The sequence below is a fragment of the Clostridia bacterium genome (assembly GCA_036562685.1).
Lineage (GTDB): Bacteria > Bacillota > Clostridia > Christensenellales > DUVY01 > DUVY01.
In genome coordinates this window covers 1-5,484 of the sequence record DATCJR010000191.1, presented here as the reverse complement: position 1 = coordinate 5,484, position 5,484 = coordinate 1, and the positions used below count along the sequence as shown (strand labels likewise).

General features: G+C 36.5%; 5 protein-coding genes, 2 tRNA genes and 1 other annotated feature. Of the genes, 3 read left to right on the top strand and 4 right to left on the bottom strand.

The window, feature by feature from the left end; genetic code table 11:
* Positions 1 to 5: 5 nt before the first annotated feature.
* From VIL26_08515 to VIL26_08500, 4 genes are all read right to left on the bottom strand, one after another.
* Positions 6 to 82: transfer RNA gene (locus VIL26_08515), tRNA-Ile, on the bottom strand.
* Between the two features lie 33 nt (positions 83 to 115).
* Positions 116 to 191: transfer RNA gene (locus tag VIL26_08510), tRNA-Ala, on the bottom strand.
* A 296-nt stretch (positions 192 to 487) separates the two neighbouring features.
* Positions 488 to 1,618 carry a sodium ion-translocating decarboxylase subunit beta gene (locus VIL26_08505; protein HEY8390968.1) on the bottom strand — a complete coding sequence of 377 codons (1,131 nt, stop codon included), beginning with the start codon at positions 1,616 to 1,618 and terminating at the stop codon, positions 488 to 490.
* Positions 1,615 to 1,908, bottom strand: a complete 294-nt coding sequence (locus VIL26_08500) for a hypothetical protein (GenBank protein ID HEY8390967.1) — start codon at positions 1,906 to 1,908, stop codon at positions 1,615 to 1,617. The genes VIL26_08505 and VIL26_08500 overlap by 4 nt, the downstream gene beginning before the upstream one ends.
* Positions 1,909 to 1,943: 35 nt before the next feature.
* Positions 1,944 to 1,993 (bottom strand) — a sequence feature (sodium ion sensor (DUF1646 type); this cis-regulatory element may regulate processes involved in with the transportation of sodium ions).
* A 151-nt stretch (positions 1,994 to 2,144) separates the two neighbouring features.
* Here VIL26_08500 and hisS point away from each other — a divergent pair.
* From hisS to VIL26_08485, 3 genes are all read left to right on the top strand, one after another.
* On the top strand, positions 2,145 to 3,410 hold the full coding sequence (hisS, locus tag VIL26_08495; protein ID HEY8390966.1) for a histidine--tRNA ligase: 1,266 nt from the start codon (positions 2,145 to 2,147) through the stop codon (positions 3,408 to 3,410).
* 1 nt (position 3,411) lies between these two features.
* Positions 3,412 to 5,214, top strand: a complete 1,803-nt coding sequence (gene aspS / locus VIL26_08490) for an aspartate--tRNA ligase (protein ID HEY8390965.1) — start codon at positions 3,412 to 3,414, stop codon at positions 5,212 to 5,214.
* 24 nt (positions 5,215 to 5,238) lie between these two features.
* A partial coding sequence (locus VIL26_08485) for a SoxR reducing system RseC family protein (protein HEY8390964.1) occupies positions 5,239 to 5,484 on the top strand: 246 nt, incomplete at its 3' end.

Sequence of the window (5,484 nt, the reverse complement as noted above, 5' to 3'; positions counted from 1 at the left end):
AACTTTGGTAGGAATGAATGGACTCGAACCATCGACCCCCACCTTATCAGGGTGGTGCTCTAACCAGCTGAGCTACATTCCTATATAAGGCTTAAAAACTTTACCGTTAAAAAATTGGTGGAGGTAAGCGGATTCGAACCGCTGACCCCCTGCTTGCAAGGCAGGTGCTCTACCAACTGAGCTATACCCCCAAAAAAGAGCGTCACGTTCAAGCGACTGTTGTATTATAGAACATTTAGGGGACTTCGGTCAAGCGTTTGATAAAAAATATTTCAAATTTTTTTATATATTTTTTACCACTTTTTATAGCTCAAAAAAGAAATCTCAAGCCAAAAATGTTCGTTATTTATTAAAGCATATTATAAATATTTTTTCAATCGAATAGTAATAAAAATTTCAAAAAATTTTTAATTTTTAAAACAAAATGCTCATACAAGATGTATTTATCTCATATGAGCATTTATGTTTTCTAGATATTTATGTGTTCTTAACCAAATAATGCGAGTAAAATACCAGCTGCAACAGCAGAACCAATTACACCTGCAACATTAGGACCCATAGCATGCATTAATAGATAATTGTTGCTATTAGCTTTTTGACCGACTTGTTGAGATACTCTTGCAGCCATAGGAACTGCAGATACTCCAGCTGAACCAATTAGGGGATTAACTTTTCCCTTGGTTATAACGCACATTAATTTTCCAAACAAAAGACCGCCAACAGTGCTGAAACAAAAAGCTACTAATCCGAGCAGTATAATTTTTAAAGTTTCAAGTTGCAAAAATGTTTCGCCCACAGCAGTAGCGCCTACAGTTAATCCTAAAAATATAGTTACTATATTGATTAAGGCATTTTGCGCTGTTGTAGAAAGTCTTTCAACTACACCGCTTTCTCTAAATAAATTTCCTAGCATAAGCATACCAATCAAAGGCGCAACAGAGGGTAAAAACAAAACGCATAAAATAGTTACTATTATAGGAAAACAAATTTTTTCAATCTTAGAAACCTTTCTAGGCTCTTGCATTACGATGGCGCGTTCTTTTTTTGTCGTAAGTAATTTCATAATAGGTGGTTGTATTATAGGTATAAGCGCCATATAAGAATATGCTGCAATAGTGATTGCGGGTAAAAGTTTGGGCGCCAATTTAATTGTTAAGTAAATCGCAGTAGGACCATCTGCGCCACCTATTATAGCGATAGAAGCAGCTTGATTTGGAGAAAAGCCTAAAGCAACAGCTATTACAAAAGCGACACTTATTCCTAGTTGCGCTCCTGCTCCAAGCAACAGATTGGAGGGACGAGACAATAATGGACCAAAATCAGTCATTGCCCCAATGCCTAAGAATATCAAAGAAGGATAAATACCTTTTTTTACACCTAAATAAAGATAGTATAACAATCCGCCGTTTTCATCTCCAGCTTCAGCCATTAAGCCTGTTTTGGGCAAATTGGCAAGCAATATGCCGAATGAAATCGGAAGAAGAAGCATAGGCTCAAACTTTTTGGCTATTGCAAGATAAATTAAAACACAAGCAATAACTATCATTATAACCTGCTGAACTGTGATCGCTGCAAATCCTGATTCTTCCCATAATTTTATTAAAGCATCTTTTATCATTTCTTGTTTTCCTCCACTGATTTTATTGACACAAACTTAAATACCGTAGAATTGCCTTGTTCATCAGTTACTGTTGCGTATAAAGCGTCATTTTTGTTATTTGTCGGAGTATTGACGACTTTTTGTTTGCTTGATTTTTTCTTCTTAAAAATATTTTTAAAATCAATATTTTTTAAATTAATTTTAAAGATTAAAGAAAAAAGCTTTATAAGGCCGCATAATACAGCTAGAACTATAACAACCACTACAAAGCAAAATAAAGCTGTTAATACACTTTCTCCAAAACTCATATAAAACCTCCTATATAAAAAGGTGGAAAGCTAAATGCTTTCCACCCTAAAAAGCCAAAATCTTGAAACAGATATTCTGCCAACCGAATTTATAAATATTCAATTTAACTTAATAATATTTAATTTTAAAGATTTTGTCAATAAATTATATAATGTTACTTTTATATAGATATTACAAGGTAAGACTAATTCTTAGGATGCTTGACTAAAAGCAAGCCCATATCATATAATTAATTATTATGATTAATATACCCAAAGGCACTAAAGATATTTTACCTGAAGAAAGTTTTATGTGGCAATATGTAGAAGATGCTTTTCGTAAGATTGCCGCAAAATACAATCTAAAAGAAATCAGAACTCCTATTTTTGAGCATACGGAGTTGTTTGAACGCGGAGTAGGCGAGACTACAGATATAGTCAACAAAGAAATGTACACCTTTTTGGATAAAGGCGGACGCTCAATTACCCTAAGACCAGAAGGTACTGCGGGTGTTGCAAGAGCGTTTATAGAATCATTGTCTAACTCAGCGTTGCCTGTAAAAATGTATTATATCATATCAGCTTTCCGTTATGAAAAGCCGCAGGCAGGCAGATTAAGACAATTTCATCAATTAGGTGTTGAGATGTTTGGCGGCAGCGGTGCTGAAAGCGATGCCGAAGCAATAATGCTTGCTTATGATTTTCTAAAGTCAGTTGGAATCCAAAATATAGAACTTCATATTAACAGCATTGGCAGCGGAGAATGCCGTATCAGACATAATGAAGTTTTGAAGCAATATCTCAGAGATCATAGCTTAGAATTATGTCCTGCTTGCCGAGACCGCATAGAAAAAAATCCTTTGCGTGCTTTGGACTGCAAAGAACTCTCATGCAAAAAGCTCATGGAAAGCGCTCCCAAGACATTGGACTATCTGGACGATGAAAATAAAGAGCATTTTGAAAATTTAAAAAGAATACTAGATTATAATAATATACAATATAAAGTTGATCCTATGTTAGTCAGGGGATTGGATTACTACACCAAAACGGTATTCGAATTTATCCCTGCAGTCAAAACAATGGCGCAAGAAACTGTTTGCGGCGGCGGTAGATATGACAATCTTATACAGTCTTTGGGCGGAAAATCCATGCCTGCAATAGGTTTTGCAATAGGTATTGAAAGATTATTAATTGCTTTAAATAACGCAGGAGTTAATATTCCCGATAAAAATAATCTTGATGTTTTTGTTGCTGCCATGCCTGATATTTCAGCCGAAGTGGCATCAAAACTTACCAGAGAATTGAGATTGGCTGATATATCAGCTGATTATGACCAGTTAAGACGAAGCCTGAAAGCTCAGTTCAAATACGCCGATAAGTTAAACGCAAGGTTTTGTATAACTGTGGGCGGAAATGAGCTTGAATCAAAAGTGTTTTCAATTAAAGATATGAAAAGCGGCAATGTAATAAATGCCGCTCAAGATAAAATTGTCGAAATTATTAAGGAGCTAAAATTAAAATAAAATGGCAGAATTTTTGGGTGATTGGAAGCGTACCTGCTATGCAGGAGAAGCTACTGAAGAATTAATTGGAAAAGAAACCACAGTAATGGGATGGGTTAATAACCGTCGTGATTTTGGCGGTCTTATATTCGTGGATTTGAGAGACAGAAGCGGTATTTTGCAAATAGTCTTTGATTCATCATCAATTCCTAATGAATTTTATAAAGCAGAAAGTATAAGATCCGAATACGTAATTGCAGTAAAAGGAAATATCCGCAAGCGTTCACCTGAAACGATTAATCCCAAATTAAGTACAGGCACAATAGAACTTTTGGCAACTTCTATAAAAGTATTATCAGATGCTGATACTACACCTTTTGAACTTGATGATGTTCAATCAGTAAAAGAACCTCTTAGACTCAAATACAGATATTTGGAGTTAAGAACTCCTAGATTGCAAGAGATTTTGCATACAAGAAGCAAGATTTGTCAAATAACACGTGATTATCTCAACAGAAACGGTTTTTGGGAAATGGAAACTCCATATTTGGGCAAATCTACACCCGAAGGCGCAAGAGACTACCTGGTACCTAGCCGTATTCATCATGGAAGCTTTTATGCACTTTGTCAATCACCTCAATTATATAAACAGTTATTGATGATATCTGGTTTTGACAGGTATTATCAGATAGCTAGATGCTTTAGAGATGAAGACTTGAGAGCTAACCGTCAGCCTGAATTTACCCAAATAGACTTGGAAATGTCATTTGTTGACGATATAGAAGACGTTATGGGTATGGCTGAAGGGATGGTAAGAGAACTGTTCCAAAAGATAAAAGGCATTACTTTGCCACAAAATATCCGCAGATTGACTTATCAGGAAGCAATGGACAAATACGGTTCAGACAAGCCTGATACCAGATTTGGTCTTGAAATTATCAATATTTCGGATATCGCTCAAAATTGCGGTTTCAAAGTATTTGAAGACGCAGTAAAAAAAGGCGGCAGCGTAAGAATGATCAATGCAAAAGGCTTTGTAAAGGGCGATAATCCTATATTGTCTCGCCGCGACATTGACTCTTTGACCGACTTTGTTAAGATTTACAAAGCAAAAGGTCTAGCTTGGATAGCAATGAAAGAAGACGGCATACAATCTGTAATTACCAAGTTTATGCCACAAGAAGTTGTTGATGAAATACTCAAACGCGCCAATGCAGAAACAGGCGATATATTGTTCTTCTGCGCAGACAAGGATTCGATCGTTTATGATGCGATGGGAGCTTTGAGATTGAAGCTGGGCGAAACAGCTAATCTGATAGACAAATCAAAATACGATGTGCTTTGGGTTATAGATTTCCCTCTATTTGAGTACAGCGAAGAGGAAAAGCGTCTTGTTGCTAAACACCATCCGTTTACCAGTCCTAAAAACGAGGACCTTGAACTTATGGAAACAGCCCCCGAAAAAGTACGCGCCAAGGCTTATGACCTTGTTATCAATGGTCAAGAAGCAGGCGGCGGCAGCTTGAGAATATTCAACAGAGATATTCAAAGAAGAATGTTCAAGGCTTTGGGCTTCAACGATCAGCAGATTGCAGATAGATTTGGATTCTTTGTAAATGCATTTAACTATGGAACACCTCCTCATGGCGGTCTTGCATTTGGTCTTGACAGATTGGTAATGCTTTTGGCAGGTACCGATAACATTAAGGACGTTATTCCTTTCCCCAAGGTTCAAAATGCATCTGACCTTATGACTGGCGCGCCTGACGTTGTTGAGCCTCGTCAACTTAAGGAACTTGCTATCAAGATTAGCGAAGTTGAATAATTAGTAAAAAAATAGTAGGAAATAATGCTGGAAATAGGAAAAGTAACAGCAATTACTGATGATATAGCCGAAGTCAAGTTTAAGAGACAATCCGGTTGCGACAAATGTAAAATATGTACATTGGAATCGGGCAATCAAGTAAGCATAAAACTTAAAAATGACGTTGGCGCAAAAATAGGTGATACAGTAGAAGTCGGTTTTTCAGACAAAAGTCTTACTCTATCCAATCTGATAGTGTTTGGAATACCGCTTCTGTTATTGCTTATAGGC